The organism is Gordonia aichiensis NBRC 108223 (assembly GCF_000332975.1).
GTDB lineage: Bacteria > Actinomycetota > Actinomycetes > Mycobacteriales > Mycobacteriaceae > Gordonia > Gordonia aichiensis.
In genome coordinates this window covers 13,407-35,744 of record NZ_BANR01000013.1, presented here as the reverse complement: position 1 = coordinate 35,744, position 22,338 = coordinate 13,407, and the positions used below count along the sequence as shown (strand labels likewise).

19 protein-coding genes are annotated in these 22,338 nt (G+C 64.6%); 8 read left to right on the top strand and 11 right to left on the bottom strand.

The genetic code is table 11. The features are described from left to right. Positions 1-170 precede the first annotated feature (170 nt). The 3 genes from GOACH_RS13755 to GOACH_RS13745 all read right to left on the bottom strand — a co-directional run bounded on the left by GOACH_RS13755 (position 171) and on the right by GOACH_RS13745 (position 4,127). Complete coding sequence (locus GOACH_RS13755) at positions 171-1,103, bottom strand: LysR family transcriptional regulator (protein ID WP_005175633.1); 933 nt, start codon at positions 1,101-1,103, stop codon at positions 171-173. Positions 1,104-1,222: 119 nt separating this feature from the next. After that, entirely contained in the window at positions 1,223-2,602 is a 1,380-nt protein-coding gene (locus tag GOACH_RS13750; RefSeq protein WP_005175632.1) for an aspartate aminotransferase family protein, read from the bottom strand. Positions 2,603-2,633: 31 nt separating this feature from the next. Then, on the bottom strand, positions 2,634-4,127 hold the full coding sequence (locus tag GOACH_RS13745) for a CoA-acylating methylmalonate-semialdehyde dehydrogenase (protein WP_005175631.1): 1,494 nt from the start codon (positions 4,125-4,127) through the stop codon (positions 2,634-2,636). A gap of 157 nt (positions 4,128-4,284) precedes the next feature. Between GOACH_RS13745 and GOACH_RS13740 the strand changes: the two genes are divergently transcribed. The 5 genes from GOACH_RS13740 to GOACH_RS13720 all read left to right on the top strand — a co-directional run bounded on the left by GOACH_RS13740 (position 4,285) and on the right by GOACH_RS13720 (position 12,169). Next, a complete protein-coding gene (locus GOACH_RS13740) occupies positions 4,285-5,874 on the top strand; it encodes a PucR family transcriptional regulator (RefSeq protein ID WP_040518705.1) in 1,590 nt (529 codons plus the stop codon). 176 nt (positions 5,875-6,050) lie between these two features. Further along, complete coding sequence (locus GOACH_RS13735) at positions 6,051-6,749, top strand: YceI family protein (protein ID WP_005175628.1); 699 nt, start codon at positions 6,051-6,053, stop codon at positions 6,747-6,749. Positions 6,750-6,936: 187 nt separating this feature from the next. After that, positions 6,937-8,544: an ABC transporter substrate-binding protein gene (locus GOACH_RS13730; RefSeq protein WP_005175627.1), complete on the top strand. Its 1,608-nt coding sequence runs from the start codon at positions 6,937-6,939 to the stop codon at positions 8,542-8,544. Further along, positions 8,541-9,506, top strand: coding sequence for an ABC transporter permease (locus GOACH_RS13725; protein WP_005175624.1), 966 nt, complete (start codon positions 8,541-8,543; stop codon positions 9,504-9,506). The genes GOACH_RS13730 and GOACH_RS13725 overlap by 4 nt, the downstream gene beginning before the upstream one ends. Beyond that, the gene (locus GOACH_RS13720) at positions 9,503-12,169 is read left to right on the top strand and encodes an ABC transporter ATP-binding protein/permease (RefSeq protein WP_005175622.1); all 2,667 of its coding nucleotides are present in this window, start codon (positions 9,503-9,505) and stop codon (positions 12,167-12,169) included. Before GOACH_RS13725 ends, GOACH_RS13720 begins: the two co-directional genes overlap by 4 nt. A gap of 12 nt (positions 12,170-12,181) precedes the next feature. On the opposite strand, the gene GOACH_RS13715 is transcribed toward GOACH_RS13720, so the two are convergent. Further along, positions 12,182-12,529 (bottom strand): UBP-type zinc finger domain-containing protein, encoded by a 348-nt coding sequence (locus tag GOACH_RS13715; protein WP_005175620.1) that lies wholly within the window; start codon positions 12,527-12,529, stop codon positions 12,182-12,184. A gap of 127 nt (positions 12,530-12,656) precedes the next feature. Here GOACH_RS13715 and msrB point away from each other — a divergent pair, with 127 nt between their 5' ends. Together msrB and msrA are read left to right on the top strand one after the other, a co-directional pair. After that, entirely contained in the window at positions 12,657-13,139 is a 483-nt protein-coding gene (gene msrB / locus GOACH_RS13710; RefSeq protein ID WP_005175618.1) for a peptide-methionine (R)-S-oxide reductase MsrB, read from the top strand. Beyond that, positions 13,136-13,690 carry a peptide-methionine (S)-S-oxide reductase MsrA gene (gene msrA / locus GOACH_RS13705; protein WP_005175616.1) on the top strand — a complete coding sequence of 185 codons (555 nt, stop codon included), beginning with the start codon at positions 13,136-13,138 and terminating at the stop codon, positions 13,688-13,690. The genes msrB and msrA overlap by 4 nt, the downstream gene beginning before the upstream one ends. Positions 13,691-13,758: 68 nt before the next feature. On the opposite strand, the gene GOACH_RS13700 is transcribed toward msrA, so the two are convergent. Continuing rightward, positions 13,759-15,276 carry a DHA2 family efflux MFS transporter permease subunit gene (locus GOACH_RS13700; protein ID WP_005175614.1) on the bottom strand — a complete coding sequence of 506 codons (1,518 nt, stop codon included), beginning with the start codon at positions 15,274-15,276 and terminating at the stop codon, positions 13,759-13,761. A 101-nt stretch (positions 15,277-15,377) separates the two neighbouring features. Here GOACH_RS13700 and GOACH_RS13695 point away from each other — a divergent pair, with 101 nt between their 5' ends. Next, positions 15,378-16,064, top strand: a complete 687-nt coding sequence (locus tag GOACH_RS13695) for a TetR/AcrR family transcriptional regulator (RefSeq protein ID WP_005175612.1) — start codon at positions 15,378-15,380, stop codon at positions 16,062-16,064. Here the strand turns inward: GOACH_RS13695 and GOACH_RS24710 are convergent. From GOACH_RS24710 to GOACH_RS13665, 6 genes are all read right to left on the bottom strand, one after another. Continuing rightward, entirely contained in the window at positions 16,025-16,858 is an 834-nt protein-coding gene (locus GOACH_RS24710) for a DUF4396 domain-containing protein (protein ID WP_217999518.1), read from the bottom strand. The two genes, GOACH_RS13695 and GOACH_RS24710, sit on opposite strands and share 40 nt — an antisense overlap. 139 nt (positions 16,859-16,997) lie before the next feature. After that, positions 16,998-17,924, bottom strand: coding sequence for an AurF N-oxygenase family protein (locus GOACH_RS13685; RefSeq protein WP_005175608.1), 927 nt, complete (start codon positions 17,922-17,924; stop codon positions 16,998-17,000). A 626-nt stretch (positions 17,925-18,550) separates the two neighbouring features. Then, complete coding sequence (locus GOACH_RS13680) at positions 18,551-19,546, bottom strand: glycine betaine ABC transporter substrate-binding protein (RefSeq protein WP_005175604.1); 996 nt, start codon at positions 19,544-19,546, stop codon at positions 18,551-18,553. Continuing rightward, complete coding sequence (locus GOACH_RS13675; RefSeq protein WP_005175602.1) at positions 19,543-20,283, bottom strand: ABC transporter permease; 741 nt, start codon at positions 20,281-20,283, stop codon at positions 19,543-19,545. The genes GOACH_RS13680 and GOACH_RS13675 overlap by 4 nt, the downstream gene beginning before the upstream one ends. Further along, positions 20,280-21,566: an ABC transporter ATP-binding protein gene (locus GOACH_RS13670; RefSeq protein WP_005175600.1), complete on the bottom strand. Its 1,287-nt coding sequence runs from the start codon at positions 21,564-21,566 to the stop codon at positions 20,280-20,282. Before GOACH_RS13670 ends, GOACH_RS13675 begins: the two co-directional genes overlap by 4 nt. Further along, a complete protein-coding gene (locus GOACH_RS13665; protein WP_005175598.1) occupies positions 21,563-22,210 on the bottom strand; it encodes an ABC transporter permease in 648 nt (215 codons plus the stop codon). The genes GOACH_RS13670 and GOACH_RS13665 overlap by 4 nt, the downstream gene beginning before the upstream one ends. Positions 22,211-22,338 lie beyond the last annotated feature (128 nt).

The following is a 22,338-nucleotide window of genomic DNA, read 5'->3' as shown; positions in this document are numbered from 1 at the left end:
CACGATGGTCATCGGCCTGGCCTTTCTTTCAGGCGCCTGCAGTGGACCTGCCAGGCGGAGGGTGCTCAGCGAGTACCTCGTCTGACAGATTGCGTGATCCACATCACCTAATTCAAACGAATCTTTTCGCTGGCTGCCATCGGCAGAATCGATGCGAACGGCGGCACTGGTCAGTTGCTGGGCGGTTGAGCCGAATTGACTCCGTACAACTCCCTGCACACATCGGCGAACGCCGTTGCACGGCGTGTTGGAGCTCCGAGGCTGGGAAACAGGAGTACCACCTTGATCGGCGGCAGGTCTTCGACGATACGCAGGGGAAAAACGGATCCCCCCGAATATGTGATGTCGTGGTGCAGGCGCTGATTGAGGATCGAGTAGCCGTGGCCCCGTGCCACGAAGGAGCGAACAGTTTCGTAGCCACTGGCACGGTGACGGATTCGCGGGCTGATTCCCAATTGCCGGAACAGTGCGAGGAAATAGTCACGGGAGTGAGGAACGTCGTACAAGACGAACGGTTGGTCGGCGAGATCCCGCAGGGAGACCTCCGCGTACGGATTCTGCGTCGCAGGATGATTCGACGCAACGATGACATGCGGAGCAACGGTTTCGACGACTTGCGCGTCAGCAGCTACAGCGACGCCTAGGTCGTACATGAGCGCTACCTCGCACCGACCCTGCTCCAACGCGCGTCGAAGCCCTTCCTGATCGGCCTCGTAGAAGGTCACATGCACTCGTGGATATCTGCGTTCGAATGCCTGTAGCAATATCGGTGCCCGGAACGGCGCGAGCGGCGCGAATATGCCCACCGTCATCTCACCGTCGAGTTCGGCCTCCTCGTCCCGCGCCGCTGAGAGAAGCGCCCCGGCGTCCTCCAGAAAACCGATCGTGTGCGACCGCAGTCGTCGACCCGCAGGAGTGAGTTCGAGTCCTCGGCGTGCCAGCCGGATAAACAGTGGTTGTCCGACCTCGTGTTCAAGTTGAGCGATAGCGGCCGACACCGTCGACTGCGTGACCGAGAGTGATTGTGCAGCGGCCGTCATACTGCCGGCCTCGGCGACCGCCATGAAGTATCTCAGCTGCGTGAGGGTGAAATCATCGGACACTATGAGCTCCCCGGCGCCGCATCGACGCACCGCTCAGGATGCGACACAGGCCCGGAGGCGACGGATTCGTCGACTCCGGGCGTGTGTCACGACTGTCGTGAGTCCGGGCGCTCACGCGCTCACAGCGATCGGTCGGCCACCTCCAGGGCGGCGTCGAGGATGGCGAGTCCTTCGCGTGCTTCGTCGTCGGTCACGATGCACGGCGGGACGACGTGGATGCGGTTGAAGTTCGCGAACGGGAGCATTCCGCGCTTCTTGCATTCGCCGATCACCGCGTTCATGGCGTCGCTGCTGCCGCCGTAGGGCGCCAGCGGTTCACGAGTTTGCTTGTCGCGCACCAGTTCGACGGCCCAGAATACCCCGGTACCGCGCACCTCGCCGACGCTGGGATGTCGCTCGGCGATCCGGGCGAGCTCCGGCCCGATGACCTCGGCGCCGACGCGTGCGGCGTTCTCGACCATGCCCTCGTCGGCCATGGCGTTGATCGTGGCGACCGCGGCTGCGGTGGCCAGCGGGTGGCCCGAGTAGGTCAGTCCGCCCGGGTAGACCCGCTCGGCGAACGTGTCGGCGATCTCGGGGCTGATGGCGACGCCCCCGAGCGGGACGTAGCCGGAGTTGACGCCCTTGGCGAACGTCATGAGATCGGGAACGACCGGACCCTGCTCGTCGGCGCCGTGTTCGATGGCGAACCACTTGCCCGACCGTCCGAAGCCGGCCATCACCTCGTCGGCGATGAAGACGATGCCGTATCGGTCGCAGATCTCGCGCACGCCGCGAAGGTAACCGGGTGGCGGGACCATGATTCCTGCGGTGCCGGGGATGGACTCGAGGATGATCGCCGCGATCTGCGACGGACCCTCCATGCGGATGGTCTCCTCGAGATGATCGAGCGCGCGCTCGCACTCCTGCGCTTCGGTGGTTGCGTGGAAGCGTGACCGGTAGAGGAACGGTCCGAAGAAGTGTACGACGCCCGCGTCGCCGTAATCGTTGGGCCAGCGCCGAGGATCGCCGGTCAGGTTGACCGCGGTGTCGGTCCCGCCGTGATAGGAACGGTAACGCGACAACACTTTTCGACGACCCGTGTGCAACCGCGCCATACGCACCGCGTGCTCGACGGCGTCTGCACCGCCATTGGTGAAGAACACCTTGTTCAACTCGCCCGGGGTGCGTTCGGCGATCAGTCGCGCAGCCTCCGAACGGGCGTCGTTGACGTGTGCCGGGGCTACCGTGCACAGCTTCGCGGCCTGCTCGGCGATGGCGGCGACGACCTTCGGGTGCTGGTGGCCGATGTTGGTGTTGACCATCTGTGAGGAGAAGTCGAGCAGTCGGTTGCCCTCGCCGTCCCAGACGTAGCAACCCTCGCTGGCGGTGATCGTCATCGGGGTGAGTTTCGCCTGCGCCGACCACGAATGGAAGACGTGCTTGCGATCGAGCTCGTACGCCCGCTTGGCGGCATCGAGATCGATGGCGGGGCTGGTTCGCTCAGATTGAATGGTCATGTGCAGCAATCCGTTTCGAAATCGTTAGTGCTCAGGCGTTCTGGGGGAAGCCGAGGTTCAACCCTCCGTGGCTCGGGTCGAGCCAGCGGGTGGTGATGGCTTTCGTGCGTGTGAAGAAGTGTATTCCCTCGGTGCCGTGGGCGTGGCTGTCGCCGAACAGCGACGCCTTCCAGCCGCCGAAGCTGTAGTAGGCCATGGGCACGGGGATCGGGACGTTGATGCCGACCATGCCGACCTCGACCTCGTTGCCGAAGCGTCGGGCTGCGCCGCCGTCGTTGGTGAAGATCGCGGTGCCGTTGCCGTAGGGGTTGTCGTTGATCAACGCGAGCGCCTGGTCGTAGGACTCGACGCGCACCACCGACAGGACGGGGCCGAAGATCTCGTCGGTGTAGATGGACATGTCCGGGGTGACATGGTCGAAGAGGGTGGGCCCGAGCCAGAAGCCGTCGGCCCCACCATCGGCGTCGACGTCGCGGCCGTCGAGAACGACGGTGGCACCGGCCTTTTCACCGGCGTCGACGTAGCCCGCGACCCTGTCGCGGTGGGCTTTGGTGACCAGCGGTCCCATGTCGGAGTTGTGGGTGCCGTCGCCGGTGACGATCGTCCGGGCACGCTCGGTGATCTTGGCGACCAACTCGTCGGCGATGTCGCCGACTGCCACGGCCACCGAGATCGCCATGCAGCGTTCACCGGCAGAACCGAAGCCGGCGTTGACCATGGCGTCCGCGGCGAGATCGAGGTCGGCGTCGGGCAGGATGATCGCGTGGTTCTTCGCGCCGCCGAGAGCCTGGACGCGTTTGCCTGCCGCGGTGGCCGTGGCGTAGACGTACTGGGCGATCGGGGTGGACCCGACGAAGCTGATCGCCTTGATGGCCTTGTTGGTCAGCAGTTCGTCGACGGCGGTCTTGTCGCCCTGGAGCACGTTGAACACGCCGTCGGGTAGTCCGGCTTCCTTCCAGAGTTCGGCCAGCCAGATCGATGCCGACGGGTCCTTCTCGCTCGGCTTGACCACGACGGTGTTTCCCGCGGCGATGGCGATGGGGAAGAACCACATCGGGACCATGGCGGGGAAGTTGAACGGCGAGATGATGCCGACCGGGCCGAGTGGTTGATGTACCGAGTGGATGTCGACATTGGTCGAGGCGTTCTCGGTATAGCCGCCCTTGAGCAGATGCGGGATACCGCAGGCGAACTCGACGACCTCCTGCCCGCGGCTGATCTCACCGAGGGCGTCGGAGAGCACCTTGCCGTGCTCGGCGGTGATGATCGCCGCCAACTCCTGCTTGCGCTCGTTGAGCAGTTCACGGAACCGGAACAACACCGCCGTGCGCTTGGCCAACGACGTATCCCGCCACGCCGGAAAGGCGTCGGCTGCTGCAGCGATCACCGTGCGCGCGTCGCCCTCCGATGCCAATGCGACCTCACCGGTCACGACGCCGGTTGCCGGATTGGTGACCGGGGCGGTCGCCGTCGAATCCCCGGCGAACGCCTTGCCGTCACACCAGTGCTGCACGATCGGGGTCATTGTGTCTCCTACACGGGAAGTGGATTGTCGACTGCGCCGAAGCACAGTGCTCTCGGTCCCCAGTGTCAGGCATGACGGCCGATGACGCGCGCTACACTACGTCAGTGATTGGCTTCGTAGATTTACAGTTCGTAATGTCCGGCACGGTTGCTGAGGCGTGAGCCTCACAGTGGGTGACGTCATCGCGTTACCTGTGATCCAGACGGGAAGTCCTGAGGTCCTGAGCAGCGTTGGAGCTGATCGCATAGTGCGCTGGATACATGTCAGCGACGTCAAGGATGTCGGTCGGCTCCTCGAGGGCGGTGAACTGGTCCTCACCACCGGCGGCGCATTGCGTAGTGCACCCCGCCCCTACCTCGAAGGGCTGGCACGGGCTGGGGCTATCGGGGTGATTGCCGAGTTCGACGACGCGTCACCGATACCGAGCGAGATCGGAACGTCAGCTGCACAGTTGGGGCTTACGGCCGTCGCACTGCACAGGGAGATCAAGTTCGTCGAGGTGACCGAACAGGTGCATCGCAGCATCGTCGCGGAACAGTACGCGGAGGTCGAGTTCGCGCACCGCACCCACGAGACCTTCACCCAACTCACCATGCGACGCGCGTCGCCCGCCGAGATCACCGACAGCGCTGCGGTCCTCCTCGATTCGCCGGTGGTGCTGGAGAACCTCTCTCACCACGCGGTCGCATCCGCGGGCGCTCCTGCGGCATCGCTACTTCGTGACTGGGAACGGCGCTCTCGTCTGCATGCGTCGGATTCCGTTGGGCCGTCTGAGCCGTGGACGACGGTCGACGTGGGACGAGGTGCCGACCACTGGGCCCGCTTGATCGTCCCGGAACACCAGGTCGACCGCCGTCGGGTCGACATGGTGCTCGAACGTGCTGCTCAGGCGCTCGTCATGCACCGCATGGCCGAACAGGGCCGCGCGGATCTCGAGCGGCAGGCGCAGGCGGGACTCATCGACGATGTTCTACAGGAACGCATCCGGGATGCCGTGGAGGTCGAGGCGCGCGCTTTCGCACTCGGGTTGCGTGAAGGGGTTGAGTACCTTGCGCTTTCGGTGCGAATTCCACGCTGGCCTGTCGCCGACGACCCCGTCGACACGCGTCGTCGGACCGGGCAGCTCCTCGATGTGGTGGTGCAGGCAGTGGGCTCCGAGGGACACAGTGCTGTGTTCGCGGTGCGCGACGACGGCGAGATTCTCGTTGTGCTGTCGGTGAGGAACGCACGCGGACGCACCCGGCACCAGTCGCTCATCAGTGTGGCGTCGACGATCCGCCGAGACATAGGGCGGACCACCGGGCACGGTGGCGCCGTCGTCGGTGTGGGTGGATCCTCGGCGCAGATCATGTCGACGATCCACTTGCTGCCGCAGGCGTCACAGACGGCCGAGGTTGCTTCCGGGATGCCGGTGTCCGAGCGAATTGTGTTCGACGTCAACGACATCGGCATCCGAGGCCTCATCTCGCTGCTCCACGACGATCCGCGACTGCACCGATTCGCCGAGTCGCAACTGCGTGAACTCGTCCTCGACGACATCACGACGGGGAACGGCCTCGTCGACGTGCTGCGCGGCTACGTGCGGTTCGTCGGAAACAAGTCGGCATTGGCGGCACACCTGCATATGAGCCGTCCGTCGTTGTACGCGAAGCTCTCTCGCATCGAAGAGATCCTCGGTGTCGACCTGTCCGACGGCGAGACGGTCACCTCGCTACACGTCGCGCTGCTGACAACCGAACGCCGTTGACAGCGCTGACGATTCGATTAGCCGGGTGAACTATTCGGACCGGGGTCCGTTTTGCAACGGAGTTTTGTCCGAATTTTCAGGGAACGATCAGAAACCGATGGTGAGGTGAAATCCATGACACCTCCAACGACGCCTCGCGCCAGGACCTGCATGACCTCGATCGCGGAGGTGGCGCGATGAAACGAAAGTATCTCTGGTGGGGTCTCGGTACGTTGGTGGTGGTCGTGATCGTCGTCGTCGCAGCAGGGCCGTGGGCGTACTCGAAGTGGATCGCCGGAGACGCCGACGACGAGCTGGCTCTGCCGTCGTCGACCCAGGCGGCGTCGGAGAGCGTCGACGGAACGTGGGCCATCGTCCCCGGGCCATCTGCCGAGACAACACGGACCCAAGCGGGCTATCGCGTCGACGAAACCCTGCGCGGGCAACCGGTTACGGTCAACGGCCGCACTACATCGGTGACCGGCTCGGCCACGGTGGCAGCGTCGAAACTCGAAAGCGCCGACATCACGGTCGACGTCGCGTCCATCACCAGCCCCGAATCTATGCGCGACAACCGCTTCCGGAGTTCGATGATCATGGATACGGACAGATTCCCGACGGCAACGTGGAAACTGTCTGAGCCGGTCGATATTTCGTCGGTGCCGGAGTCGGGGGAGCCGCGCGGCGTCGAGGCCACCGGCGAGATGACGATCAAGGGGGTGTCGAAGACCGTCACCACGACGCTCAACATCCAGCGATCGGGTGCGTCGGTGATCGTGCAGGGATCGGTACCGGTCACGTGGACCGATTACGGCGTCACGCCTCCGTCGCTCGGATTCGTCGACGTTCAGGACACCGGCACCATCGAATTCCTGGTGAACCTCGAGAAGAAGTGAGATCCGAGGGGGCTCTCGGCGAATTCGATCACCGCTCGAGGCGCTCGGCTAAACAGCCGTGCTGTCCGGCGGGCGCGGCGTCGGGACACGCTGAGAACCCCCTTACGCTTGCGAACCTTCCGCAAGCGAGGCAGACTCCATCCCACGGATCGCAGCGTCTCCGCGGCGCGGGAGGGGTCACGACGCCATGGCCGATGAGGACCAGCAGCGCGCATCGTCGCCTCTGTCGATCCCGCTGAGCCGGCGACGACTTTTCTCCCTGACCGCTGCCGCAGGAGTCGGCGCCGTCGGTGTGTCCACGCTCAGCGCCTGCGCTCCCGGGTCGGGATCGGGTCTGGCAGGCTCCGCCAACACCATTCGTGCCGCCATCGGTGGCGAGCCCGACCAACTCGATCCGCACAAGACCACCGCGTACTTCTCCTTCGAGGTGCTCGAGAACGTCTTCGACACCCTGGTCGAGCCGAACGAGAAGCTGGAGATGGTGCCCGCCCTCGCACAGAGCTGGCAGGTGAATCCGGATGAGACGCAATACACTTTCACCTTGCGCCCCGACGTTCGCTGGCACAACGGCGAACCATTCACCGCGGCCGACGTCGTCTACTCATACCGTCGAATCATCGACGGAGAGTTGTCGGCGTCGTGGCGATTCGACAATGTCGCGAGCATCGAGGCACCGGACGACGCGCACGTCGTGATCACCACGCACGCGCCGAGTCCCAACCTGCTCAGCAGCATCGGCGGATTCAAGGGGCTCGCGATCGTCAACAAACGCAACGTCGAATCGGGGCAGATCCTGTCGCGACCCATCGGCACCGGGCCGTTCTCGTTCGAATCCCGTTCACCCGCAACGTCGATTGTATTGAAGGCCAATCCGGGCCACTGGTCGGGCGGGCCGCATGTCGGCGGTGTCGCGTTCAGTTTCATTTCGCAGGGAACGACGGCGGTCTCGGCGCTGCGCTCGGGCGAGGTCGACTGGACGGATGCGATACCCACTCAGCAGTTGCGCATCCTCGACAGCGAGAACGAGATCACCGTCGGCACGGTCACCGCCAATGACTACTGGTATGTGGCGATGAACTTCGCGCGAAAGCCGTTCGACGATCGGCGGGTCAGGCAGGCTGTCGCGTACGCGATCGACCGGAAGTCGATCGCGCAGGTGGTCGGCTATGGAACCGCGACACCCAATCAGTTGGCCATCCCGAAAACCAGCCCGTGGTTCACGCCCTACGACAGGTTCACGGCCGGTCTCGACAGGGCAGCAGCAGTGGACAAGGCGCGATCACTGCTGCGCGACGCCGGGCATTCGTCACTGTCCATGGGCTTGATGGTCTCCACCGAGTATCCCGAAACCATTACGGCCGCACAGGTCATCGCGTCGAATCTCGCCGACGCCGGAATCAAGGTGACCATCGAGCAACTCGACTTCGGTGTCTGGCTCGACCGTCAGTCTGCCGGCCAATTCGACTCGCTGCTGATGGGGTGGCTGGGCAACATCGACCCCGACGACTTCTACTATGCGCAGCACCACACGGGCGGAACGTCGAATTCCCAGAAGTACTCCAATCCGGAAGTCGATCGCCTCCTCGATGCCGGACGGACCGAACTCGATGTCGGCACACGCAAGCAGATCTACACCGACGTCGCGTCGCGGATCGCCGACGATGTCAGCTACCTGTACCTGTACAACCCGTCGACCACGCAGGCGTTCTCGACGTCGGTGCGCGATTACACCGTGCGAGCAGACAAAGCCGTCCGATTCCGTGATGCCCGACTCGACCGAGGAGGTGAGTCATGAGCGACTTCGGTTGGCCTCTGGTCAGATTCATCCTGATCCGACTGCTCTACACCGTCCTCGTGCTGATCGGCGTGACCATCGCGGTGTTCTTCCTCATGCAGATCGTGCCGGGTGACCCGGTCAAGATCGCCCTGGGTACCCGCTACACACCAGAGTCATATGAGGCTCTGCGCAGCGCATCGGGTCTCGACAAACCGCTGTTCACCCAACTCGTCAACTATCTCGGCAACGCGGCGACCGGTGACCTCGGGGTCAGCTTCCGCAACAACGAGCCCGTCACCCACATGTTGATCGACCGACTTCCCGCCACGATCGCGTTGGCCGTTGCCGCCATCCTCGTGGCCCTGGTGATCGCCATACCCTTTGGTACCTGGGCCGCACTGCGTGAAGGGCGGGCCGCGGACAACACGATTCGCGTCGTCTCACAGTTCGGCATCTCGGTACCCGACTTCTGGATGGGTATCCTGCTGATCGCGCTGTTCTCCACCTACCTCGGCTGGCTTCCGTCGTCGGGGTATCGTTCGCCCGCAGACGGATTCGTGCCGTGGATCTCGCACCTGGTGCTGCCGGCGATCACCGTGGGCGTGGTCACCGGCGCCATCATGACCCGATACGTCCGCGCCGCAGTGCTCGAGGTAGCCAACGCGCCGTACGTGACCACAGCGGAGTCCAAGGGGCTCGGGCGCAAGCGAATCATGCTCTCGCACATCGGCCGCAACGCCCTGGTGCCCGTCCTCACCATCTCGGGGATTCAGCTCGCAGGTCTGCTCGGCGGCGTGATCGTCGTCGAAGTGGTGTTCGCATGGCCGGGGCTCGGGCGCCTCGTCTACGACTCGGTTGCCGCACGCGACTATCCGATGCTGCAGGGTGCGATACTGCTCATCGCTGCGATCTTCCTCATCGTCAACCTGATCGTGGACATCCTCTACGCGGTCATCGATCCGAGGATTCGGCTGTCATGAGCGAGCTACCCGAACCGGCACGCGACGCCGAGGCCGCACTCGACGACGTCGGCGAACCGACACCCGCGGGTACCGGGAACACCGACTCGGCGTGGCGGCTTCTGTTGCGCAACAAGGCGTCGGTGGTCGGTATCGTCGTCATCCTTGTGATGGTCGTCCTGGCGATCTTCGGTTCCTTCATCGCCCCGTACGGCGCCAACGACATCGACGTCCCCAACGCCCTACAGGCACCCGGTCTGTCACATCTGTTCGGCACCGACGACCTCGGCCGGGACGTCTTCTCCCGGGTGGTCCTCGCCGCTGCGGTGAGTATGCGGGTCGCGGTGATCGCAGTGGTGATCTCGTTGGTCGCCGGCGTCATCATCGGCATGGTGTCGGGCTTCGCGGGCGGAATCACCGACACCGTGTTGATGCGCATCATCGACGTCGTGTTCTCGTTCCCCGTCATGCTGCTCGCACTGGCGATCGTGGCGATTCTGGGGCCTGGCGTGAACTCGGCGACCATCGCGATCGGCATCGTGTACATTCCGATCTTCGCCCGTGTCGCCAGAGCCGACACGCTGCGCGTGCGGGAGACGCAGTTCGTGCAGGCTGCCCGGACCATGGGGGTGTCGACACCCCGCATCCTGTTCGGCCATGTGCTGCCGAACATCTCGGGCCCGGTCGTGGTGCAGACCTCGATCTCGTTGGCGTTCGCGATCCTGTCCGAGGCTGCGCTGTCGTTCCTCGGGCTTGGAGTGCAGCCGCCAGAACCCTCCTGGGGCCGCATGCTCTACGACGCCCAGGGATTCCTCACCAGCGCATGGTGGATGGGCGTTTTCCCCGGCCTCGCGATCCTCGTGACGGTGTTCGCGTTCAACCTCCTCGGCGACGGCGTGCGCGACGTCCTCGATCCCCGCCAGCGCACTCTGCTGCGCAATCGAGGCAAGGCCGGCCGACGACCCGCACGCAGACCCAAGGCGACCTCGATCGGTGCCGCTGTGCAGACGAGATCTGATGCGCCCCGCGAGGATCCGACTCAAGCCGATCCCGTGTTCTCCGTGTCGCAGCTCGTCGTCGGCGTCGGTCCGCGAGAGATCGTGCACGGCATCGACTTCTCTGTGGCGAAAGGGGAAACCCTCGGCATCGTCGGCGAGAGTGGCTCGGGTAAATCGCTGTCGGTGCTGTCGGCAACCGGGTTGTTCCACGCGCCGAGCTCGTACATCGACGGCTCGTCGCTACTCGGCGACACCCAGGTGATCGGCGCCTCGCGTGCAGTGCTGCAATCACTGCACGGTGCCCGAGTCGGCTTCGTATTCCAGGACCCGTCGTCGAGTCTGAATCCGCTGCTGACCATCGAGCAGCAACTCACCGAGGGTCCGCGTCGACACCTCGGACTGAGCCACTCGCAGGCCCGTGAGCGCGCGGTTCAGTTGTTGACCGACGTCAACCTTCCCGACCCCGAGAGTCGTCTGCGTGCCTACCCGCACCAACTGTCAGGTGGTCAGCGGCAACGGGTGATGATCGCCATCGCGTTGTCCTGCGACCCCGACGTCCTCGTCGCGGACGAGGCAACGACAGCACTCGACGTCACGACACAGGCCCAGATCATCGATCTCGTTGCCCGCCTGCAGCGTGAACGCGGCATGGCCGTCGTATGGATCAGCCACGATCTCGGGGTGATCGGGCGAATCGCCGACAGGGTCGTCGTTCTCCGACAAGGGGAGGTCGTCGAAACCGGTGACGTCGCAGAGATCTTCGCCGATCCGCAGCACGAATACACTCGCGAGCTCCTCGCGTCTCGGCCGCTCCTGTCGAAGGTTGATGACCGCGACGCGACCATTGACCAAAAGTCCGACGCCACAACAGCTCTCGTGACGATCTCCGACCTCAGCGTCGATTTCGCAGTGCGGACTTCGACTGGTCGTGACACCGTCCACGCGGTCAGCAACGTCGATCTACAGATCATGCGCGGAACCACACTCGGTATCGTGGGTGAGTCCGGGTCGGGCAAGTCGACCATCGCCGGGGTCCTGACCGGGCTGACGACCACCGGCCACGGCACGGTGGTCCGTGGCAGCGCGCGAATCATGGTCGAGGGCAAGGAGATCGACGCAGTCGGAGTCCACGGAGCAGACGAGAAGGCTCTGCGTCGTCGAGTTGCGATGGTCTTCCAGGACCCGGGGGCCTCACTCGACCCGCGCATGACCGTGGTCTCGTCGATCGGTGAGGCGCTGCGGGCACACGGGCTGGTATCCGGGAAGTCTGCGTTGCGCAGTCGTGCAACGGAATTGCTCGACGACGTCAGTCTCGACAGCACCTTCCTCGACCGCTACCCGCACGAACTGTCCGGCGGTCAGCGTCAACGCGTGTGTCTCGCCCGCGCACTCGCGTCCGATCCCGACCTGCTCATCCTCGACGAGTCGACAGCCTCGCTCGATGTGACCGTGCAGGCGTCGGTGCTGGATCTGCTCGGCGAACTGCAGCGTGATCGGGGCCTGACGTACCTGTTCATCGCACACGACCTCGCCGTCGTCGAGCAGACCAGCGACACGGTCGCGGTCATGCAGAACGGGAGCGTCGTCGAATACGGCGAGGCGTCGAAAATCCTGCACGAGCCCGAGAACGAGTACACCCGCACGCTCCTGGACGCCATCCCACCGGAGACGCCTGCGCGAGCGTGACCGCGCGTTCTGTCAGTTCAGCAGTTCCTGCCAGTTCGACGGCACGCGGTCGGCGGGTCCCGGAACCGCCTGATCTGCCGGGTGGCTGGTCGGCTCCGCGAGTTGCGGACCCTCGGCGAACTGCGAGTCGGGGTAACTCCAGAACCAGTCCTCGCCGGGCTCGAAGCTCTGGACGTAGGGATGTCCGGTGTCGGAGGCATGGTGAGACGCGTGCTGCGACGGCGAGCTGTCGCAGCATCCGACGTGCCCACATGCGGCGCAGCGTCGTAGATGAAACCACCAGCCGTCGGGGCTGGCGAGGCACTCGACGCAGCCTGTGCCGGACGCGGGAACCGTGGGATCGAGCGAGTTGTCTGCCATGTCCCGACGCTACGCTCGGGTGGAGGGTATATCGACTCTCACCGGATTCACAGACTCACGGGACCAAATTCGACGACGCCGCTGTTCTTGTATGTGACACCGCAGCCAGCGGTGGCAAGGAGGAGAAATGTCCCACGACTACCGCAAGACCCCGGAGGCGCTCGAGCGCCTGACGCCCGACCAGTACCGCGTCACACAGCAGGAGGGAACCGAGCCCGCGTTCCACAACGAGTACTGGGACAACCACGAGCCAGGCATCTACGTCGACGTCGTCTCCGGCGAGCCGCTGTTCACCTCGCTCGACAAGTACGACAGCGGAACGGGTTGGCCCAGCTTCACCCGTCCCATCAGCGACGACGCCGTCTCGACGCGCACCGACCGCACGCTGTGGATGAAGCGCACCGAGGTGCGTTCGGCGTATGCCGACAGCCACCTCGGTCATGTCTTCGACGACGGTCCGCGCGCGGAAGGCGGACGCAGGTACTGCATGAACTCGGCATCGCTGCGATTCATCCCCGCCGACGAGCTCGACGAGCAGGGATACGGCGAGTTCCGGCACCTGTTCGAGACCACCGACCATGTAGACAACAGGCAGGAGAACGCATCATGACCAGTGGAAGCAACGACGACGGACGCGTCACCTCACAACACGGCACCGAAACCGCGGTACTCGCGGGCGGATGTTTCTGGGGTGTGGAAGATCTGATCCGACGTCAGCCAGGAGTGGTCTCGACCCGCGTCGGGTACACCGGTGGCGACAACGACCACCCGACCTACCGGAACCACCCCGGCCATGCTGAGGCTGTGGAGATCGTCTTCGACCCGACGCAGACAAGTTATCGGGACATCCTCGCGTTCTTCTTCCAGATCCACGATCCGACAACGAAGAACCGCCAGGGCAACGACGTCGGTAGCAGCTACCGGTCGGCGATCTTCCCTCAGTCACCCGAGCAGGAGCGCGTCGCGCGGGAGACGATCGCCGACGTCGACGCCTCAGGGCTGTGGCCGGGCAAGGCCGTCACCACGATCGAGCCTGCGGGTCCATTCTGGGAGGCCGAGCCCGAGCATCAGGACTACCTCGTGCGTTATCCGAACGGCTACACCTGCCACTGGCCGCGGCCGGATTGGGTTCTGCCGCACCGCGACAAGGCACACGCCTGAGCTGATTGGACGACGACGGCCCGGTCACCGAGTTCATCGGTGGCCGGGCCGTTCGCATCTGTGCGCGATCAGTGAGCCATCGCGGGCGCCTCGTCGCCCTCGGTGACGGGGAGTGGGCCGTTCGGGATGAGGAGCGCGGAGATCACCGCACCTGCGGCGAACACAGCGGCCGCCACCCAGAAGGCCGTGGTGTACGAGTGCACCGCTGCCAGTTGTTGCAGCGCAGCCGGATTGGTGACCTGCCCCGCGTGTGACGTGGCGTACGACGCCGCGGCGCTGGCGGCGATCGTGCTCAGCAGCGCGGTACCGACGGAACCGCCGACCTGCTGCATGGTGTTGACCGTTGCCGACGCGACACCCGCGTCCTCGGGCAGGACACCCGAAACCGCTCCCTGCATGGCTGGAGCCATCGACGCGCCGAGTCCGACGCCCATGATCAGGAGTGCGGGCAGCACATGTGCCGCATATGTACTGGTGTCGGTCAGTTGGGTGAGCAGCACCATGCCCAGTGCGGCGATCATCATGCCGCCTGCCATCAACCAGCGCGGCCCGAATCGAGGCAGCAATACCCCCGTTGCCGTCGTCGCGGTGACGATCAGCATCGCAATCATCGGCAGGAATGCGAGCCCGGTCCTGATCGGAGTGAAGTGCAGATTGACCTGCAGGTAGTAGGTCAGGAACAAGAAGATGCCGAACATCCCGATACCGACGATGAACACCGCGAGGTACGAACCCCCACGCGTGCGATCGAGGATGACCCGCAGGGGTAGCAGGGCATGCGGGGTACGCGACTGCCACCATGCGAACACTGCGAGCAGCGCGGCCCCCACGACAAGCCAGGTGATGGTCGCCCAGTCGGCCCAGCCGTTGGTCTCGGCGTTGGAGAACCCGTAGACAACCGAGAACAGTGCGATCGACACGGTGATCACCCCGGGAAGGTCGAGCTTCGGGCGATGTTCGGTCTTATGTGCGCCGATGAACAACACCGCGCCGACGAGTGCGATGGCTGCGATCACGAGATTGACGTACAAGCACCAGCGCCAGTCAGCCCATTCGGTAAGCATCCCGCCGAGGAGGAGCCCGAGCGCACCGCCGCCACCGGCGATGGCGCCGAAGATGCCGAATGCCTTACCTCGCTCGGCGGGATCGGTGAATGTGGTGGTGAGCAGCGACAGTGCAGCGGGTGCGAGCAGCGCACCGAAGATGCCCTGGCCGGCCCGAGCGACGACGAGCATGTCGAAATTGACTGAGGCGCCCCCGATCGCGGACGTCACCGCGAAGCCGACGAGCCCTACGACGAAGGTGGTCTTGCGGCCGAGGAGATCCGACAGTCGGCCACCGAGGAGGAGCAGGCTGCCGAAGGCGAGGGAGTACGCGGTGACGATCCACTGCCGGTCGGCGTCGCCGAAGCCGAGTGACTCCTGTGCGTGCGGTAGCGCGATGTTCACGATGGTCGCGTCGAGCACGACCATCAACTGCGCGAGCCCGAGCACGGCGAGCACGACCCACCGCAGCCTGTGATGGCGTTCCTCCCGGGACTCCCCGTTCGCCGACAATCCGTCGGCTGTGTCGTAGGTTGTGGTCATCGGTCCTCCAATGAGCGGAATAGTGGAGAAGACTCCTCCGTTTACGAGGGTGGCAACGAGGCAAATCCGGAGATGATTCCTCCGGTTGGGAGAATGTGACCATGACCACACACCCGAGTGAGGCGACGGTAACGGGACGCCCGCTGCGCGCCGACGCCGAGCGCAATCGACGTCGAATCATCGCGGCTGCTCATGAGCTGTTCGCAGAGCGTGGTCTGGACGTCTCGCTCGACGACGTCGCCGCCGCTGCCGGGGTGGGCGTCGGAACGGTCTACCGGCGCTTCGCGAACCGGGACGAGCTGATCGTCGGTGTGTTCGCGGCTCATCTCGAGGAAGTGGCCGAGGAGACCGAGAGAGTCCTCGCTTCAGGGACTGATCCGTGGGAATCGGTGGTGACGATGGTGACGACGGTGTGCACAGCCATGGCCGAGGATCGTGGCCTGGCCGCCATCATCATGCAGATCGACCACACCGATCCGGCCATCGCGACGGTGAAGTCACGGATGACCGAGCGGATGCGGGAGGTCTTCGACCGTGCTCATGCCGCGGGTGTGCTGAGGCCCGACGTCGTCCAGACCGACTTGTTCTCGATTTTCTCCATGGTGTCGGCGTACGCAGAGATCACCGAGGCCACGGTTCCGGGCACATGGCGTCGGTACCTGCAGCTGATGCTCGATGCCATCCATGCCGCACCGCCGAGTGGGCCGCTGCGCACCCCGCCGCTGACCGAAGAGCAGCTCCACGAGGTTCAGGCTTGCCAGATGGCTTTTCGGCGGGGGAGTGCGTAAGCACATTCCCGGACCCGGAGGCTCACATGCGTTCTTTGACCCCTGTGCTGATCAGCCACCAGTTGACCGGGAACGCGGTGACGAACCCGGCGAGCATGGCCAGTTGCATCACTGCCCAGAACGCTGCGGTGTCGATCGCGACGCGTCCACCCAGCCAGTGCGGAAACACAACCAACTGCGCGACGGCCATCGCGCCGTACATCCCGACCTGCCACGCTGTCAGCGACAGGATGTCGGCGCGCGGCCGCACGGAGATTCTGCACGCGACCGCGTTCGCGATTCATCGGCGCGATCGCGAAGTACTGGAACGCTATGCCGATCACCAGCGCGGCAACGAAGGCGAGTACCCAGCCGGCGAACAGTTCGTCGGAGAATGCCCAGCCGAGCCCGCCGACAACGGCGATGCCAGGCGCGGCGAACAACAGCCATTCGACGGCGAGATCGGCGAGGGTGCAACCGGCGCCGCAGTGGCTGGTTCCCACGAAGACCGAACTCGCCATGGGACGTGGTGTCGGTGCCCGACCCGTCGTCATGTCCATCTCGGTGTCGTCACCCGTCGAGGCAGGGTGCGACGCGGTTCTCGGTGCAGCCCTTCCCCATGCCACGTAGGCGACCACCCAGATCACCGAACCGAACAGCGCGCAGATCGGCCAGACCAGGTTCATGACTGCCATCGGCTGCGGGTGACGCGCGATGTCGACGGCCAACACCAGCGCGCAGAGCAGGCCGAGTCCGATGGCGACCCAACTGCAGGCTGTCAGCCATTCGGCAATCGAGCCGGTGGTCACGGTCATTCACGCCATGATTGCAGACCTGTGAGCTGTGCTCGGGTGGCAGGATTCCAGGTGCAGGGATCCACGTGGCAGGGATCGGGGTGCGGGCCGTCGCAGAACGGCTGTCGGTGCGTCCGCACAGATCGGGACGCTCCAGCGGTCAGAGCATGTGCACCTTGCGATAGATCGACGCGGCGGCCGGCGTCAGCAGACCGACCTCGTCGAGAAAGGCCATCAGGTGTGCGCAGCTCGTGCGGACCATCGCCTGGAAGTGATGGTTTCGACGCATCTCCGACACAGCCCGGTACTTGTCGAGTCCGGCGTCGGCGTAGGCCTGCGGCCGAACCAGACTCGTGAAGATGTACGACGCCGCGAGTGCGGTGTAGAAGGCGCTGGCATGTCGTCGTAGCGGTCCGACGTCGGCCATCGACTCCCGAATCTGTTCCCGCGCGAAGCGCATGTGCCGCGATTCCTCGAGCACATGGATCTCGTTGACTGTTCGGATGAACGGAAGGACGCGTTCGTCGCGCGTGCATCCGCGCTGGAACACGTCGAGGATCTCTTCGGCCGCGAGGATACCGCCGTACGCGATCTCACCGCCGGTGGTTGCCGCAAAGATTTTGGCCGCCTTGCCGATTCGAGGATGCGGCACATACGACGTTCCGCACAGCTTCTCCGACGCCTTGGCAAACATCAGTGAGTGCCTGCACTCGTCGGCGATTTCGGTCATGGCGAACCAGTACTCGGGGCGGTGACGGTCGGTGAGGTATTGGTCGCGGAGTACGAGTTGCTGCAGCAGCATCTCGAACCAGATGCCTATCGACATCACTGACGACGCCTCGTGCCTGGTGAGCCGCACACGCTGCTCCTCGGTCATCTCCGCCCAGTACGGGGTGCCGTACAGCGTCGACCATTCGGGACTGCACCCGTAGAGCGTCGGGTCCATCGGCTCGTCCCAGTCGATCTCGACCAGAGCATTGCGGGATGAGCGCGCAGCCGAGTCGACCAGGCGTGCCGACACCTCGTCGGTGCCACGGTCGAGCGTGCTGATCTGCGGTGTCGAGCTGTCGACGACCTCTACCGACACAGGAGCCTCCTCCAACGATTACATTGCTTGGTGTAACCGTAACATCCATCAATGGCAGAGTGGAGGACTGTGCGCTGGCGGGTGGCCGGGACGCCGCCTGGCTGAGCGCCGAAAGTGGGGGAAGGGTTTAGCGCGGGCGCAGAAAGTGGGGGAGGGAGGTCCGGCGCGGTGCGGAAAGTAGGGAAAGGGCCCGGGCGTGGGTGCGGAAAGTGGGGGAAGGAGCTCTTCCGCTGGTTCTGGTCGTTTCCGCTGGTTGTTTCCAGGGGGAGCGTCGAAAACCCGCGGAAAGCCCGGGCCGCGGGCTCTTCCGCTACTTCCAGCCCGGCCGCGGCGTCGAAAACCCGCGGAAAGCCCGGGCCGCGGGCTCTTCCGCTAGTTTCGGCCCGGCGGTGGTGTTGCTGGGGCTGGCGCCCGGGCGTGGGTGCGGAAAGTGGGGGAAGGAACGCTTCCGCTAGTTCTGGTTCTTTCCGCTGGTTGTTTCCAGGGGAACCGTCGAAAACCCGCGGAAATCCCGGGCCCCGGACTCTTCCCCTACTTCCAGCCCGGCCGCGGCGTCGAAAACCCGCGGAAGGACCACGCCCCAACCCGAGGAAAGCCGCCGACGTCCCAAGACCTCCCGCGCCGGACTACTTCGGCGGGACGACGAGTTTTTCGCTGATCAGCCAGTCGTAGGCGACGTCGGCCGGATCCTGTCCGTCAATATCGACGCGTCCGTTCAGGTCCTGCATGACGTCGTCGGTGAGGTGCTTCGAGATCGTCCCCATCAACTGCTCGATCTCCGGGTGCTGTTTCAGTACCGATTCGCGGACCACGGTGGTACCGCTGTAGGGCAGGAAGAACTTCTTGTCGTCCTGGAGCACGGTCAGGTCGAGGTTCTTGATGCGCCCGTCGGTCGTGTAGACCATGCCGAAGTTGCACGGTGCGCTGTTGGCCGTCGACGTGTAGACCACACCGGCGTCCATGCGGGTCACGTTGCCGAGGGGGACGCCGTTCGGAGCGTTCAGCGGTATCCCGTACTTGGCGAGCATCGGCTTGAATCCGTCTGGCCGCGAGAAGAATTCGTCGTCGACGCAGAACGTGCGGTCGGCCACGGGCAGTGTGGCGACGTCGGACAAGGACTTCACACCCAGACGCTTCGCGGTGCTGCTCGACGCCGCGAAGGCGTAGGTGTCATTGAAGTTCGCCGGCGGCAGCCACACGAGCTGGTTCTGCTCCAACTCGATCTCGTGGACCTTGCGCCAGAGTTCCTGCGGGTCGGGGATGGTCTCGGTTTCGCCGTGGTAGGTGACCCATGCGGTTCCGGTGTACTCCCACAGGATGTCGGCGTCACCGTTGAGCTGCGCCTGTCGCGACGACGCCGATCCGGGGGCGCCGGTGAGATCGGTGACCTTGGCACCCGCTGCGGCGAGATAGGTCGCGGTGATCTTTCCCAGGATCACCGATTCGGTGAAGCTCTTCGATGTCACGGTGATCTTGGCTCCGTCGAGCGGCCGTGAGCCGTCGGGGAGTGCGGCTTCCTTGAACGTTCCCGACGAACTGACGAGTCCACAGCCCGCGAGCGCGAGGACGGTCACGACGAGAAGCGTTGCGACGGTGGCGAGTCGTGCTCGCGTGGCGGTCATGCGACGCCCTTCGGGGTTGCGATCAGTTCGAAGAGCCTGCCGAGCCAGTCGATGATCATGGCCAGAAGGGCGACGAGGATTGCGCCCGAGATCAACAACTTCGGTAAGAACAGCGTGACACCGGTGGTGATCAGCGTCCCGAGGCTCGTGGCGCCGATGAAGGTGCTCAGCGTCGCCGTGCCCACCAGGATCACCAGCGCGGTGCGCACACCGTTGAGGATGACCGGAACCGCAAGCGGCAACTCCACCTGGACGAGCGTGCGAAATGCCGAGTATCCGATCCCTCGTGACGCCTCGATCGTCCGCTGATCGACCTGCCGCAGTCCGACGATGGTGTTCTGCAGGATCGGCAGCACCGCGTAGACCACCAAACCGATGACAGCGGTGCGGAATCCGGTTCCGAGCCAGAACGTGAACAAGACGAGCAGACCGACGGCCGGTGCCGCTTGGCCGACGTTCGCGATATTCACCGCGATCGGACTCAGCCACTTCATCGACGGCCTGGTCAGCAGGATTCCCAACGGGATCGCGATGACGATGACGATGACCGTGGCCACGAGTGTCAGTTCGATATGGTCGATGATCGTGGTCCGCAGCGTCGACCAGCCCAGCGACGCCTGCTCGGTTTCGGTGAGAGTCGTTGTCGCATACCAACTGAAGTAGCCGACCGCGAGCACGATGATGACGAGTGGCTCGAACCACACGTCGATCGGGAGGTTGCGGAATCGTCGTTTCATGCGCCCGCGTTCTGCTCGGGGTCGTCAGCCGCGACCACCGGTGTCTCGATCGGACCGGTTCCCTCCGTGTGACTTTCGTAGGACGCGTCGTCTTCTTCGGGTCGTGACTCGGCGAGCTGACCGCGAATGATGTCCATGACTGACGCGATCGTCAGCATGCCGACGACGGCGCCGTGGCGATCGGTCACCAGCGTGCCGCCCTGGCTGGCCGCGAGCATCGAATCCAGCGCGTCGTTGAGCGTCGACGACTCGGCGACGACGGGCAGGCGTGGGTCGAGGTAGTCGGAGATCTCCGGCTTGGACGCGATTTCCTCGATCGACGGCCACGCGCGCGGCCGATCCTGCTTGTCGACCACCACGACCCAGCTCTCGCCTGCCTCACGTGCCCGCGCGATTGCCTCGCCCGAGCCCTCTCCGACTCTCGCTGTCACCACGGAATCCTGTTCGACGTCGCGCACCCGCGACAGCGTGAGCTGAGCGAGTGTTGCGCCCGAACCGATGAATTCCTCGACGAACGGCGTAGCGGGATTGGCGAGTATCTCCTCGGGCGCGGCGTACTGCTCGATATGCGCCCCCTGCGACAAGATCAGTACCTTGTCGCCGAGCTTCGTGGCCTCCTCGAAATCGTGGGTCACCACCACGATCGTCTTTCCGAGTTCGTGCTGGATCGCGATGAGGCTGTCCTGCAATCGGACTCGCGTGATCGGGTCGACTGCGCCGAACGGCTCGTCCATCAGCAGGACCGGGGGATCGGCCGCGAGTGCACGCGCAACGCCGACGCGCTGCTGCTGGCCGCCGGACATGTCCTTGGGTAACCGCTTGGCGAATTGGGCGGGGTCGAGACCGACGAGGTCGAGGAGATACTCCGTACGCTCAGCGATCCGCTTCTTGTCCCAGCCGAGGACCCGCGGGATGGCGCCGATGTTCTTCTCGACAGTCCAGTGCGGGAACAGGCCGCCGGATTGGATGACGTATCCGATGGATTGACGCAGTTTGTCTGGGTTCTCCTTGGTGACGTCGCGTTCGTCGATGAAGATCCGGCCCTCGGTGGGCTCGATGAGCCTGTTGATCATCTTGAGCGTCGTCGTCTTGCCACATCCGGACGGTCCGACGAAGGCGACGATGTGCCCGGCTTCGATATCGAGGTCGAGATGGTCCACTGCGGGCTTGTCCTGGCCCCGAAAACGTTTGACGACATCGTCGAGTCGGATGGGGGCACCCGTCACCGTGGGGCCGGATGCGCTGTCGGCCCCTGGGGCCGGCGTGTTGGCTACGTCGGTCATGACAATCCTTTGGAGATGGTGAAGCGGCCGAGGATGACGAGCAGGGCGTCGAAGACCAACGCGATCAAGACGATGAGAATCGTTCCGGTGAGAGCCATTTCGAGCGCGTTGGCGCCTCCGAGCCGGGAGAGGCCGTTGAAGATCAACGAACCGAGTCCCGGACCGAGAACGTAGGCGACGATTGCCGCGACTCCGACGATCATTTGCGTCGAGACCCGGATTCCGGTCAGGATCACCGGCCACGCGATCGGCAGTTCGACGGTGAGCAGTATTCGCCAGCGAGGGAGCCCGATTCCCCGCGCGGATTCGATCACGCTCGCCGGAACCGACCGGAGACCGACAATCGCGTTGCCGATCACCGGAAGCGCGGCGAAGAAGGCCAGCATGATGAACGACGGTACGACCCCGAGTCCGAACGGGACGATCAGCAGCGCGAGCAGCGCGAGCGAGGGGATCGTCAGTGCCACGCGGCTCGACGTCAGCGTCAGGGCCGAGCCCAGTGGACGTCGGTACACCAGCACCGCGACGACGACGGCCAGCACCGTACCGACGAGGACCGTCTGGAACGAGAGGGACGCGTGCTGATAGGTCAGGAACGTCAGGTTTTCGGCGTGCGCGTGGATGTAGCTCCACAAACTACCCACAGCTATCCCCTCGTTGTGGCGAGCGTTCGGCAGAGAACTCAGCCTACAAAGCAACCGCGTTTCCGGTGGGATTCCGCGAATTCACATCGTCGCGTCACACCTCGTCGAGCCGGGTGCGCGCCCCCGGA